This is a genomic window from Lentzea sp. NPDC055074, assembly GCF_053608005.1.
Window position 1 is genome coordinate 22,661 of sequence record NZ_JBSGUQ010000022.1, and the last position, 12,178, is coordinate 34,838.

The 12,178-nt window shown below is 70.8% G+C and carries 10 protein-coding genes; 3 read left to right on the forward strand and 7 right to left on the reverse strand.

What is annotated here, in order from left to right; translation table 11 throughout:
• Nucleotides 1-69: 69 nt before the first annotated feature.
• Nucleotides 70-2,547 carry a phenylalanine--tRNA ligase subunit beta gene (gene pheT / locus ACWF7A_RS36540; RefSeq protein WP_452255072.1) on the reverse strand — a complete coding sequence of 826 codons (2,478 nt, stop codon included), beginning with the start codon at nucleotides 2,545-2,547 and terminating at the stop codon, nucleotides 70-72.
• Nucleotides 2,548-2,552: 5 nt separating this feature from the next.
• The gene (gene pheS, locus ACWF7A_RS36545; RefSeq protein WP_439660556.1) at nucleotides 2,553-3,620 is read right to left on the reverse strand and encodes a phenylalanine--tRNA ligase subunit alpha; all 1,068 of its coding nucleotides are present in this window, start codon (nucleotides 3,618-3,620) and stop codon (nucleotides 2,553-2,555) included.
• 134 nt (nucleotides 3,621-3,754) lie between these two features.
• Between pheS and ACWF7A_RS36550 the strand changes: the two genes are divergently transcribed.
• Nucleotides 3,755-5,524 carry an HSP90 family protein gene (locus ACWF7A_RS36550; protein WP_452255073.1) on the forward strand — a complete coding sequence of 590 codons (1,770 nt, stop codon included), beginning with the start codon at nucleotides 3,755-3,757 and terminating at the stop codon, nucleotides 5,522-5,524.
• Nucleotides 5,525-5,526: 2 nt separating this feature from the next.
• Entirely contained in the window at nucleotides 5,527-8,229 is a 2,703-nt protein-coding gene (locus ACWF7A_RS36555) for a hypothetical protein (RefSeq protein WP_452255074.1), read from the forward strand.
• Between the two features lie 69 nt (nucleotides 8,230-8,298).
• On the opposite strand, the gene ACWF7A_RS36560 is transcribed toward ACWF7A_RS36555, so the two are convergent.
• The 5 genes from ACWF7A_RS36560 to infC form a co-directional block, all read right to left on the reverse strand.
• The gene (locus ACWF7A_RS36560; RefSeq protein ID WP_452255075.1) at nucleotides 8,299-9,183 is read right to left on the reverse strand and encodes a S41 family peptidase; all 885 of its coding nucleotides are present in this window, start codon (nucleotides 9,181-9,183) and stop codon (nucleotides 8,299-8,301) included.
• 36 nt (nucleotides 9,184-9,219) lie between these two features.
• On the reverse strand, nucleotides 9,220-10,062 hold the full coding sequence (locus tag ACWF7A_RS36565; protein ID WP_452255183.1) for a TrmH family RNA methyltransferase: 843 nt from the start codon (nucleotides 10,060-10,062) through the stop codon (nucleotides 9,220-9,222).
• A complete protein-coding gene (gene rplT, locus ACWF7A_RS36570) occupies nucleotides 10,059-10,448 on the reverse strand; it encodes a 50S ribosomal protein L20 (protein WP_433212801.1) in 390 nt (129 codons plus the stop codon). Before rplT ends, ACWF7A_RS36565 begins: the two co-directional genes overlap by 4 nt.
• Before the next feature lie 79 nt (nucleotides 10,449-10,527).
• Nucleotides 10,528-10,722, reverse strand: coding sequence for a 50S ribosomal protein L35 (gene rpmI, locus ACWF7A_RS36575; RefSeq protein WP_086663968.1), 195 nt, complete (start codon nucleotides 10,720-10,722; stop codon nucleotides 10,528-10,530).
• A gap of 50 nt (nucleotides 10,723-10,772) precedes the next feature.
• Entirely contained in the window at nucleotides 10,773-11,381 is a 609-nt protein-coding gene (gene infC / locus ACWF7A_RS36580; RefSeq protein ID WP_452255076.1) for a translation initiation factor IF-3, read from the reverse strand.
• A gap of 282 nt (nucleotides 11,382-11,663) precedes the next feature.
• On the opposite strand from infC, the gene ACWF7A_RS36585 reads away from it, so the two are divergent.
• Nucleotides 11,664-12,005 carry a DUF1844 domain-containing protein gene (locus ACWF7A_RS36585; RefSeq protein ID WP_090012317.1) on the forward strand — a complete coding sequence of 114 codons (342 nt, stop codon included), beginning with the start codon at nucleotides 11,664-11,666 and terminating at the stop codon, nucleotides 12,003-12,005.
• Nucleotides 12,006-12,178: the final 173 nt, after the last annotated feature.

Consider the following 12,178-nt stretch of genomic DNA (forward strand, 5'->3'; position numbering starts at 1 on the left):
TCAGGACTGTCCTTACGCGAAAAGGCCCGAGATTCTCGAGGAATCTCGGGCCTCACGCAGTGTCACAGATCAGGCGCGGAGAGCCGCGCCCAGGCGCTCACCGGCGGCGGCGACAGCGGCATCGCGGGCCGTGGTCGCCTCCTCCACCGTCAGCGTGCGGTCCGGCGCGCGGAAGCGCAAGGAGTACGCGAGCGACTTCTTGCCCTCGCCCACCTGCTCCCCCGTGTAGACGTCGAACAGGCGGATGTCCTCGAGCAGCTCGCCCGCGGACGCGCGGAGGACCTCGGAAACCGACTGCACCGGCACGGAGGCGTCGACGACCAGCGCGACGTCCAGCAGCACCGGCGGGTACGGCGACACCATCGGGGCCGGGCGGTGGTCTTCGAGCGGCAGCGCGTCCAGGTCGAGCTCGAACGCCACGGTCCGCTTGGGCAGGCCCAGCTTCTCGACGACCTTCGGGTGCAGCTCACCGGCGTGACCGACGGGCCAGTCGCCGACGCGCAGCTCGGCACAGCGGCCGGGGTGCCACGGCAGCAGGTCCGACGCCACGACGCGCAACGTCACGCCGTACGCGGCACCGACGCGGCGGGCGGCCTCGACGGCGTCCGCCCAGTCGGCGATGCGGCCCTTGCCCCACCAGCCGGCCAGCTCGCGGTGGCCCGTGAGCACACCGGCCACGTGCAGCGGCTGGTGCGGCAGCGAGGCCAGCAGCGAGGCCACCTCGGCCTCGGTCGGGCGGCGGTCGACGCCCAGCGCGGGCACGGGGACCTGTTGTGCGCGCGGCAGCGTCACCTGGGCGACGTTGTAGAGCGACACGTCCTTCGCGCCACGGGCCAGGTTGCGCTGGAGCGTCTCCAGCAGACCCGGCAGCAGGGTCGTCGCGAGGACGTTCTTGTCCGCCTCCAGCGGGTTCAGCACGCCGACGGTGTTGCGGCGGACGTCGTCCGCGGCGAGACCGAACGCGTCGAACACCGACGGGTCGATGAACGGGAACGGCTTGACCTCGACGAACCCGTTCTCGGCGAGCGTGCGCCACACCGTGCGGCGGCGGCGCTGCTGCTCGGTCAGGCCGCGACCGGCGGGAGCGGGCGGCAGCACCGACGGAATCGTGTCGTAGCCCTCCAGGCGCAGCACCTCCTCCACCAGGTCGGCGGGCTGCACGAGGTCGGCGCGCCACGTCGGCGGCACGGCCGTGACGATCGTCTGGCCCTCCTCCGACGTCGTCACCGAGACCTGGCAGCCGATCTGGCCGAGACGCCGCGCCGTGACGCCCCGCGCGTAGCGGACACCGGCGACGCGGTCGGGCAGGTCGATCGGCATCGACACCGGCTCGGGCAGCGCCGGCGCGCCCACGTCGGTGCGGCCGGGCTTGATCTGGCCCTCGGCGTAGTGGTTGAGCAGCTTCGCGGCGCGTTCCAGGGCCACGGGTGCCAGCGCCGGGTCGACGGTGCGCTCGAAGCGCTTCGCGGCCTCGGACGGCAGCTTGTGGCGGCGGACCGTGCGCGCGATGGACGCCGGGTCCCAGTTCGCGGCCTCGAGCAGGATGTCCGAGGAGCTGTCGCCGACCTCGGTCGACGCGCCGCCCATGACACCGGCCAGCGAGATCACGCCGGAGTCGTCAGCGATCACGATGTCGTCGACGTCAAGGGCGCGGACCTGGTCGTCCAGCGTCGTGAGCTTTTCGCCCGCCAGCGCACGGCGCACGGTCAGAGCCCCCGACAGCGACGAGGCGTCGAACGCGTGCAGCGGCTGGCCCAGTTCGAGCATCACGTAGTTCGTGACGTCGACCGGCAGCGAGATCGAGCGCATGCCCGCGAGCATCAGGCGGCGGCGCATCCACCACGGCGTGGGCGCGGTCGGGTCGACACCGGTGACCCGGCGGGCGACGAACCGCGAGCAGCCGGGACGGTCCTCGATGTGGACCGGCCACGCCTCGCCCTCGGGCTCGGGGATCTCGACGACACCGGGGTCGCCGAACGGCACGTCGAGCGCGCAGGCGATCTCCCGGGCGAGGCCGCGGACCGAGAACGCGTAGCCGCGGTCCGGGGTCGGCGCGAGCTCGATGACGCTGTCGTTCAGGCCGAGCAGCTCCATGGCGTCGTCGCCGGGCTGCGCGGTGCCGGTGGGCAGCACGAGGATGCCCGAGTGGTCGTCGCCGATGCCGAGCTCGTCGGAGGCGCAGATCATGCCCTGCGACACGCGGCCGTACGTCTTGCGCTCGGAGATCGCGAACCCACCCGGCAGCACGGCGCCGGGCAGCGCGACGACGACCGAGTCGCCCTCGACGAAGTTCGTGGCACCGCAGATGATCTGGTTGACCTGCTCGGGGCCGACCTCGACCTTGCAGTAGCGGATGGGCTTCTTGAACTCGGTGAGCTCCTCGATCTCGACGACGCGACCGGCGACGATCGGGCCGGTCACGGGACCGAGCGGGCTCACCTCCTCGACCTCGATGCCGATGCGGGTGAACGCCTCGGCGAGCTCGTCGGGCGTGGGGACTTCGTCGAAACCGAGGTGTTCGACCAGCCAGCTGACCGGGACGCGCATCCGGATCAGGCCTCCGTTCCGAAAGGCTGGGTGAAGCGGACGTCGCCCTCGACCATGTCGCGCATGTCGGGAAGGCCGTTGCGGAACTGCAGGGTGCGTTCCAGGCCCATGCCGAACGCGAAGCCCGAGTAGACGTCCGGGTCGACGCCGGTGGCGCGCAGCACGTTGGGGTTGACCATGCCGCAGCCGCCCCACTCGACCCAGCCCGCGCCGCCCTTCTTCTCCGGGAACCACACGTCGACCTCGGCCGACGGCTCGGTGAAGGGGAAGAAGCTCGGGCGCAGGCGGGTCTTCGAGTCCTCGCCGAACATCGAGCGCGCGAACGCGTCGAGCGTGCCCTTGAGGTGGCCCATGGTCAGGCCCTTGTCGATCGCGAGGCCCTCGACCTGGTGGAACACCGGGGTGTGCGTCGCGTCGAGCTCGTCGGTGCGGAACGTGCGGCCGGGGCACACGACGTACACCGGCAGCTCGCGCTCCAGCAGCGTGCGGGCCTGCACCGGCGAGGTGTGGGTGCGCAGCACGAGCTGCGAGTCACCCGGCGCGATGTAGAACGTGTCCTGCATCGAGCGGGCCGGGTGGTCCTTGCCGAAGTTCAGGGCGTCGAAGTTGAACCACTCGGTCTCGAGCTCGGGGCCTTCGGCGATCTCGTAGCCCATGGCCACGAAGACGTCACCGATGCGCTCGGCGAGCGTGGTGATCGGGTGGCGCGCGCCGCGCGGGAAGCGGTCCCAGGGCAGCGTGACGTCGACGGACTCCTCGCGCAGCACCCGCTCGTCGCGTTCGACCTGGAGCACGGCGAAGCGCTCGTCGAACGCGGTCTTGATCGCGGACTGCGCCTCGTTCACCCGCTTGCCGGCCTCGGCCTTGGCCTTGGGGGGCAGGGCACCGATCTCGCGGCGGGCCAGCAGGACGGGAGACCGGTCACCGAGGTGGCCGGGCTTGACCGCGGCGAGCGCCTCGAGGTCGGCGGCTCCGGCGAACGCCTCGCGCGCCTTCTGCACGGCCGCGTCGAGGTTCTCGGCCGACAGCGCCGCGACCTGCTTCGGGTCGTACGGGTCGTTGGCTCCGGACATGGTTGTAGGACAGCTCCCGTCACGGACATCAGTAATGAACAGGCCGATCCTAGTCGGTGCGCTGGTGACCGCTTCGGAGCGTTCCGTTAAAGGGCGGCACCGGCTCCCGTGTCGTCTCTAGGATGGGCGGCATCATGGGGCACACCTTCCGCGTCGACCTGCGCGGCATCATCGACCTGCTCAGCCACCACCTCTACAGCAGCCCTCGCGTCTACGTACGTGAACTGCTGCAGAACGCCGTCGACGCGATCACGGCGCGGCGGGAGCTCGACCCGTCCTGCCCGGCCGACGTGACGATCACCTGCGGTCCGGCGCTGACGATCACCGACACCGGCGTGGGGCTCACCGAGGACGAGGTCCACGAGCTGCTGTCCACGCTCGGCCGCACGTCGAAGCGGGACGACATGGGGTTCGCCCGCGAGGGGTTCCTCGGCCAGTTCGGCGTCGGCATGCTGTCGTGCTTCCTCGTCGCCTCGTCCGTGACGGTGATCACGCGGTCCGCCCGCGGTGGCCCGGCCACGCGCTGGGAGGCGGACTCGTCGGGCAACTACACGGTGTCCGAAGTGGACGCCGCGGACGGTGTGCCGGTCGGTACGACGGTGCGGATGAGTGCCTCGCGCGGCAACGAGCACTGGCTGGAGGCCGACGTCGTGCGGCCGCTGGTGAGCGACTACGGCGATCTGCTGCCGGTCGTCGTGACGCTGGACGGCGCCCAGGTCACCCGTGGCGTGCGCCCGTGGGACGGCCTCGACGACGGTGAGGACGTGGACCTCTCCGCGTACTGCGAGCAGGTCTTCGGGTTCACGCCGTTCGAGGCGATCCCGATCGAGGTCGAGGCCGCGGGACTGACCGGTGTCGCGTTCGTGCTGCCGTCCGGGGTCCATCCGGGCACGCGCCAGACGCACCGGGTGTACCTGAAGCGGATGCTGGTCGGCGACAACGTCGAGGGTCTGCTGCCGGACTGGGCCTACTTCGTGCGGTGCGTGGTCGACGCGTCCGCGATCAGGCCGACGGCGTCGCGCGAGTCGCTCTACCAGGACGAGATGCTGCTGGCGGTGCGCGAGGAGCTGGGCGAGCAGATCCGCGACTGGCTGATCAGGCTGGACGCGATCGAACCGCGCCGGGCCGGCGAGCTGCTGGCCGCGCACCACCTGGGCATCAAGTCGCTGGCCCGCTCGGACGACGAGATGCTGCGCCTGGTCGAGCGCTGGCTGCCGTTCGAGACGACCGAGGGCGCGATCCCGTTGCGGCAGTTCAAGCGCAAGCACGGCGCGATCCTCTACATCCCGGACGTCGACGAGTTCCACCAGCTCGCGCCGGTCGCGGCCGCGCAGGGTCTCGGGCTCGTGAACGCGGGCTACGCCTACGACATGGAGCTGCTGAACCGGCTCAGCGCGCTGGACGGCCCGTCCGTCGCGCGCCGGGTCGCGCCGTCGGAGCTGCTGGCGGCGCTGGCCGATCCGGAGCCGGACGTCGAGACGGCGCTGCGGTTGCGGTTGTCGGAGGGCGCGGCGGTGCTGGACCGGCACGACTGCGACGCGGTGATCCGCGACTTCGACCCGGTCTCGTTGCCCGCTCTGCTGATCACGAACGCCGAGCAGCAGCGCAAGCTCGACACCGAGCAGACAGCCGAGGAGGTGACGGACCCGTTGTGGGCGGAGCTGCTCGGGCAGCTGACCACCGGGTCCGACTCGTCCCGTGCCGAGCAGCTGGTCCTCAACTGCCGCAACCCGCTCGTGCAGCGGCTGGCGCGGCTGAACGACCCGGCGCTCGTCGAACTGACGCTCGAATCTCTTTACGTGCACGCCGTTCTGCAGGCTCGGCGGGCGATGCGACCGAAGGACACGGCGGCGCTGAACCGTTCGTTCCTGGAACTGCTGGACCGCGCCGTTGGGGGCAAGTGAACATGGCCGACTTCACCACCGAGGACGCGGAACGGGCGTTCCTCGAGGCGTACAACATGCCCACGGGCATGCCGAAGCACGAGGCGCTGGAACGGGCCGCGCGCATGTCCGACGCGCTCGGGCACCTGCCGCTCGGCGTCTCGTGCCGGACGGCGCTGATCGACTCGGCCTACTACCTGTCGCGCTACGACCTGATGCTCGCGCCGTTCGCGTGGGTGCGGGCCGCGGAGGAGAAGGACCCGGAGGCGTTCAACGAGTACGAGGTCCACTCGCTGAACTGGGCGCACAAGTGGATCGCGACGGGGCTGCGCCGCGACCCGAAGTTCTCGCTGGAGCAGCTGCAGGCCGTGATCGGCCAGCTCGCGGACCGCTACGGCCGGCTCGGTTTCTCGGTGCAGCCGGTGCACGGCGCCCGTGCCGAGTACGCCTACCACGTCGGTGACATGACGGGTCTGGCCGAGCAGCTCGGCAAGTATCTCGCCACCGAACGCGGGCCGATGGCGGACTGCGAGGCCTGCGTGATCGAGGAGCAGGTCTGGATGCTCGCGCGGCTCGGCCGTCACCAGGAGGCCGCCGCGCACGGCTGGGAGGGCCTGTCGGGCAACACCGGCTGCGCGACGCAGCCGCAGGGCATCCTGTCCGCGCTGCTGTGGCCGTTGCTGGAGACCGGCGAGCTGGAGAAGGCCGCGCACGCGCACACCACGGCGTACCGGTTGATCAAGGACGACGAGATCACCTCGTACGTGCACGAGCACATCCGGTTCTGCGCGCTGACGGGCAACCTCTCGCGTGGCGCCGACATCCTGCGCCGGACGCTGCACAAGGTGACGGGCGTGCAGCTGCCGGCCGACGAGATGTCGTTCGCGGAGTGCGCTTCCGTGCTGCTGCAGCGACTTCCGGCCGACACGGAGTTCGAGGTCCCCGCGGTCGGCACGCGCACGGCCGCCGAGCTGCTCGACCGGCTGTCGAAGCGGGCCCTGCAGCTCGCGCGGCAGTTCGACGATCGCAACGGCACGCCCGCGTGGGTCGAGCGCGTCACGAAGTCGTTGGAGCAGAAGGACTACCCGCTGGTCGAGCTGGCGGTGCCGGCCGCGCCGGTCGTCGCGGTGCCCGAGGAGTCGGTCCTGTTCGGCGACCCGGTGGAGATCGCCGAGTCGATGGTGACGCTGTACGACGAGGGCGACTTCGTGAAGGCGCGGCGGATGCTCGACTCGCTGCCCGCCGACATGGACTCGCTGCTGCCGCCCGATCTCGCCGCGCACGCGGGCATCCGGCGGATGACGACCGGGCTGGTGCCGTTCGACCCGGAGGTGTTCGACGGCCTGCTCGCGGCGCTGCCCACCGATCTCGCGCTGCGCTACCAGGCGCGGCTCGCCATGGGCCTGCCCGCCGGCCGGGAGCTCGCCGAACGGTGCCTGGCCGAGGCGGCGACGGACTACACGCGCACGGTCGCGGCGCTGACGCTGGCCGAGCTGTACGACGACGCGAACGAGCCCGAGCGCGGCACCGAGATGATCGCGCTGGCGTCCTCTTTGGACGTTCCGGAGCTGCGCGGCCGGGTCGCCGTCGAGACGGCGGAGCACAAGGCGCGGCAGCAGGACCTCGAAGGCGCGTACGCCGACGTCCTGACGGTCCTCGCGGGCGAGCTGCCGTTGAACGCCCGGTTCGAGGGCCTCCGGTTGCGGTTGCGGCTGGAGACGGTGCTGCGCAAGGTTCCCGAGGCGGTGGCGACGGCGCGCGCGTTCGTGTCGGCGTTCCCCCTGCCGGAGTCCGCGGAGGCGCGCTGGTACCAGGTCGCGGCGATCCAGGAGCTGGACCAGGAGGGTGCCTGCCTGGCCGACCTGCGGGAGGCCGTCGCGATCTCGCGCGTGCACCTCTCCCCCGGCCACACCGCGCACTTCTGCTTCGCGCTCAGCGGCGGCTACGTGCAGACCGACCGGTTCGTCGAGGCCGCCGAGGTCCTGGAGGAGTCGTTGCGGCTGCTGCAGGACGGCCAGGAGGACCTGCGGCTGCAGGTCGTGTTCCGGCTCGGGCAGGTGTGCCGCAAGCTGGGCGAGCTCCCGGCGGCCGAGCGCCACCTGCGGGAGGCGTCCGAGCTGCTGCCGCCCGAGGAGGCGGGGCGCCGGGCGTTCCTGCTCGACGCGCTCGCCTCGGTGCAGGGCCGGCTCGACAAGCACGACGAGGCGATCGCGTCCTGGCGCGCCGGTGCCGCGCTGTGGCAGCAGGAGGGCAACCTGTCGGAGGCGATCGGCTCGCTGGTCGAGCTGGCGTCGAGCCTTCCCGACGACGAGATCACCGAGACCCGTGCGGCGGTGAACGACGCCGAGGCGTTGCTGCCCTTGCTGGACGAGCCGACCGAGGTCACCCGGCGGCAGGCCGAGATCGCCGCGATCCGCGCGTGGGTGCACGGCCAGGTCGGCGAGTTCGCGCAGGCGATGAAGCAGTACCGCGACGCCGAGGCGTTGGTGGTGTCGCTGGGCGACCAGGGCTGGCAGGTGTTCGTCGTGCTGAAGGCGGCCCACGTGCTGCTGGTGGCCGACGACCCCGCGGGCGCGGAGGCCGAGGCGCGCCGGGCGGCATCGCTGCTGCCCGACGACAACCAGGTCTCGAACGTGCTCTCGATGCTGTCGGAGGCGTTGCGGCGCCAGAACAAGCCGTCCGGCACCGATCCGCTGGTGCGCGAGCTGACCGCTCGGTTGGACTGAGTTACTCGGCTTTCGAGGTCGGCTCGACACGCTTTTCGTCGAGCCGACCTCGAAAGCAGTGGCTTGTGCTCATGTGGCAGTGGTCGCCTTCTCGTAGGCGACCTCGAAGGCGTCTTCCTCGGGGACCTGGATGTGCGGGACGACGCCGACGCCCTCCCAGTTGGTGCCGGAGACCGGGTTGATCGCGCGGCCGTTGGGGATGGACGACTTGAGGTGCGGGCCGACGCGGTAGCGGTCGCCGGGGTGCGCCCCGCCCTTGGTGGTCTCGCCGATGAGCGTCGCGCGCTCGGTCTGCTGGAGGTTGTAGCTCAGTTCCTCGGCGCCGGAGAACGTGCGGGCGCTGGTGAGGACGTAGACGGGCTTCGTGCCGCCGAACTTCGGGCCCGGCACGTGCGCGAGCGTCCAGAACTGCTGGGTGACGTCCTCGGGACGGTTGTAGATGTCGTTGAGGTGCACCGGTTCGTCGAACAGGTAGCTGCAGATCAACTGGACCGTGTGCGGGTCGCCGCCGCGGTTGTTGCGCAGGTCGATGATCAACGCGTCGGTGTGCGCGACGAGGTTCATCGCGGCGACGTAGGCCGGCGTGGCGATCTCGGCGTCGTGCAGCAGGCGGAGGTCGAGCAGGCCGACGTTGCCCTCCAGCCGCTCCACCTTGTGGATGCCGAAGGCGTCCTGCTCGGCTTCCAACTTGTAGGCCACCGGGTCCCAGGCCGACTCCTGGCCGGTCTCGGGCACCTCTTCGGCGCTGTGGAGCAGCCGCAGGTGTTTGTCGCCGTTGATCGACTGCAGGTCCTCGGTCACCTTCGCCGCGAACTGCTCGTCATCGTCCACATCGGAGTAAGCGCCCTCGTCGAGACGCGCCCTCAGGACCTTGGCGATCTCGGCCGCGGTGTCGGGAAAGACGTAGTAGGAGGCGAGCTGGGAGCACAGGATCTCGATCTCGGGTTCGCGCACGGGCGCACGATAGCCGCGCGCCCGGCACCCGTCAGCTCAATTCCTCTGGTCCCGCGCGGAGGCGTAGAGGCACACCGCGGCGGCCGTCGCGAGGTTCAGGCTCTCGGCGGCGCCGTACAGCGGCACCTTCAGCGACGTGTCCAGCTTCGCGACGACGTCGTCGGGCAGGCCGTGGGCCTCGCTGCCGAACACCCACGCGGTGGGCTGGGCCAGGTCGCCGTTCACCGACGCCTCGACCAGGTCCTGCTTCGCGTAGCCGTCGGCGGCCACGAGCCTCAGGCCGGCCGCGCGGCACGCGGCGAAGACCTCGTCCGCGTCGCGGGAACGGGCGATCGGCAGGTGGAACAGCGAGCCGGTGGAGGCGCGCACGCACTTGCCGTTGTGCGGGTCGACCGTGTCGCCCGCGAAGATCACCGCGTCCGCTCCGGCCGCGTCGGCCACGCGCGTGACGGTGCCCGCGTTGCCCGGGTCGGAGACTCCGTAGAGCACGGCGACGAGGCGCGGGGTGCCCTGCAGTGCGGCGTCGAGAGGCTGCGGGACGACGTCGCAGACCGCGACGATGCCTTGCGGCGTCACGGTTTCCGACAGGGAGGCGGCAGCCTTGTCGTCGACCTCGCTGATCCGGACGCCCTGGTTCGAGGCGGTCTGGAGCAGTTCGGCGTTGCGTTGCGCGGCCGTCGCCGTGACGAAGAGCTCGTGCACCTCGCCCTTGTTCCAGGCGAGCGCTTCACGCACGGCCTGGGCGCCCTCGACGAGGAAACGTCCGGCCTTGTCACGGCCCTGGCGACGGGTCAGGTGGCGAGCAGCAACGACCCGAGGCGTCCGTTCGGTGAACGGAGCTGCCTCGGGTCGGTTGTGCTCGCGAGCGTGCTGGCTCAGGCCTGGTCCCCGGCCGGAGCGTTCACGTCGGCCGGGAGCGCCTTGCGGGCGATCTCGACGAGCGCCGTGAAGGCGGTGGCGTCGTGGACGGCGAGGTCCGCGAGGATCTTGCGGTCGACCTCGACACCGCCCAGGCGCAGGCCCTGGATGAGGCGGTTGTAGGTCATGCCGTTCGCACGGGACGCAGCGTTGATGCGCTGGATCCACAGCTTGCGGAAGTCGCCCTTGCGCGCACGGCGGTCGCGGTACGCGTAGTTGAGCGAGTGGAGCACCTGCTCCTTGGCCTTGCGGTACAGCCTCGAGCGCTGGCCGCGGTAACCGCTCGCCAGCTCAAGGGTGGTACGACGCTTCTTCTGGGCGTTTACAGCCCGCTTGACGCGTGCCACGGGTCCATCCTGTCGATCTCATGGGGAAACCGGCGTCGGGGGCCGGTTTCCCGAGTTAGCTGGGGGGTGTCGAAGCGGGTCAGAGACCGAGCAGCTTCTTGATGCGCGGAGCGTCGTTCTCCGACACGACCGCGGTGCCGCTCATGCGACGCGTCACCTTGCTGGACTTCTTCTCCAGGATGTGGCGCTTGCCGGCCTTCTCCCGGAGGATCTTGCCGCTGCCGGTGACCTTGAAGCGCTTCGAGGTCCCGCTGTGCGTCTTGTTCTTCGGCATTTCCGTCCTCGTCTCGTGCTACCCACCGGGTCCGGGGGCGGGCGTGCGTCCTACGCCTCTTCCGAGGCGGGCTCCGCCTCGGGCGCGTCGTCGTCCTGCTTGACCACGCGGGGCTTGATGTTCTTGTGCGGCGCCAACACCATGATCATGTTGCGGCCGTCCTGCTTCGGGTTCGACTCGACGAAGCCCAGCTCCGCCACGTCCTCCGCGAGCTTCTGCAGAAGCCTGTACCCGAGCTCGGGGCGCGACTGCTCGCGACCGCGGAACATGATGGTCACCTTGACCTTGTTCCCGTGCGAGAGGAAGCGGGCCACGTGGCCCTTCTTCGTCTGGTAGTCGTGCGGGTCGATCTTCGGGCGGAGCTTCTGCTCCTTGATGACCGTCAGCTGCTGGTTCCGACGAGACTCGCGAGCCTTCTGCGCCGTCTCGTACTTGAACTTGCCGTAGTCCATGAGCTTGCAGACCGGCGGGCGAGCCTGAGCGGCGACCTCGACGAGGTCGAGATCCGCTTCCTGCGCGAGTCGGAGCGCGTCCTCGATGCGAACGATCCCGACCTGCTCACCATTCGGCCCGACCAGACGAACTTCCGGCACCCGAATGCGGTCGTTGATGCGCGGCTCGGTGCTGACGGGTGCACCGCGGTTCGAGGGACTTGTCATTCACGTCCTTTGAGACTCGGTTGCGCCAAAGACAAGAGCCCCGTCGTCGATGACGACAGGGCCCGCTTCCAACCGATCTCACACCCGACCTGCCGGCACCCGTGTGCCTGCGATCTGATGGACCGGACCCGGCCACCTCAAGAAGCGGTGAACGCGGGTGGGAGCGGGGCTCCACTTGCCGCTCTCGCACTAACGAGAGCTGGTCGCAGCGGAAATACTAGCAGACGCACTTGTCAACCCCCGAATCGCGGGCCTGTGACGTCGGCTTGCTTGAATGGCACCGTGACCGATCCGCTTGAAGACAGCATCCGTGACCTGGGCGATGTCCCCAGCATCGAGGTGATCAGCCGGGCCGCGGTGATGCTGCTGTCCGCCTCCGCGGAGCGCCTGGGCCTCGCCGACCCGGACCCCGACAACTCCCCGCGCCGCGACCTCGACGAGGCCCGCCGCCTGATCACCGGCCTCGCCGGCCTGGTCACGGCCACCTCGGAGTACCTCGGCCCGCACGCCGCCCCGCTCAAGGACGGCCTGCAGTCGGTGCAGCGCGCGTTCCGCGAGGCCTCGGCCGTGCCGGACGAGCCGGGCCAGGGCCCGGGCGAGAAGTTCACCGGTCCCGTCTACTGACCCGGCGGGGGGGGGGGGGGGGCGCCGCCCCCCCCCCCCCCCCCCGCCCCCCCCCCCCCCCCCCCCCCCAGCACCCCCCCACCCCCCCCCCCCCCCCGCGCCCCGCCCCCCCCCCCCCCCCACCCCACCACGCCCACACTAACGGACCACACCTCGCGTACCGCGCTGTTCCC

Bases quoted from the DNA above. Each gene is read 5' to 3' on its own strand.
- pheT (WP_452255072.1), bottom strand. From the start codon at position 2,547: ATGCGCGTCCCGGTCAGCTGGCTGGTCGAACACCTCGGTTTCGACGAA.
- pheS (WP_439660556.1), bottom strand. From the start codon at position 3,620: ATGTCCGGAGCCAACGACCCGTACGACCCGAAGCAGGTCGCGGCGCTG.
- ACWF7A_RS36550 (WP_452255073.1), top strand. From the start codon at position 3,755: ATGGGGCACACCTTCCGCGTCGACCTGCGCGGCATCATCGACCTGCTC.
- ACWF7A_RS36555 (WP_452255074.1), top strand. From the start codon at position 5,527: ATGGCCGACTTCACCACCGAGGACGCGGAACGGGCGTTCCTCGAGGCG.
- rpmI (WP_086663968.1), bottom strand. From the start codon at position 10,722: ATGCCGAAGAACAAGACGCACAGCGGGACCTCGAAGCGCTTCAAGGTC.
- infC (WP_452255076.1), bottom strand. From the start codon at position 11,381: ATGACAAGTCCCTCGAACCGCGGTGCACCCGTCAGCACCGAGCCGCGC.